The organism is Streptococcus agalactiae ATCC 13813 (genome assembly GCF_000186445.1).
Classification (GTDB): domain Bacteria; phylum Bacillota; class Bacilli; order Lactobacillales; family Streptococcaceae; genus Streptococcus; species Streptococcus agalactiae.
In genome coordinates, this window is the sequence record NZ_GL636070.1 from 994,223 (window position 1) to 994,754 (window position 532).

1 pseudogene is annotated in these 532 nt (G+C 23.7%); it reads left to right on the top strand.

Features of this window, described 5'->3' with window-relative positions:
* A pseudogene (locus HMPREF9171_RS1000000113985) lies at positions 1-532 on the top strand (hypothetical protein); the annotation flags it as partial.

Below are 532 nucleotides of genomic sequence, written 5' to 3' on the forward strand. Positions count from 1 at the left end.
ATATTTATTCTATTTCAGTTGCTAGAACAGGTTATTTTTTAGTAATATTTGCAGTAGTATTTTACATTATTCTACGAAATAATTTTTTGATACAGCAAATAACTTTTAAAATAGCACCGTATGTACAGTTTATTGCGATGTTTAGTTTGTTATTATTTTCTTTATTTTTCTTTAATACTCCTATTGTTTCAAAATTAGATAACCTTTTAAGTGGTAGAATTTATTACGCGAAGCTTATCTTAACAGATTCACTTAATTTATTTGGAAATGAAATCAACTATTTTATTGATAGATATATTTTATTTTTTCATGATAACAGTTATTCTTCAACACTTGCACTAAGTGGAATTATTATTACATTTGGGTATATGTACTTATATTTTAAAACCTCTCGAAAGTTAGTGCAGGATCATAATATTGCTGCTTTATATTTATTTGTTTCAAATTCCTTGTTATTTTACTCCGAAGATTATATACGCGAGCCATTTTTAAATATTACTTTATTTTTTATAGGTAAATATATATTTAATGA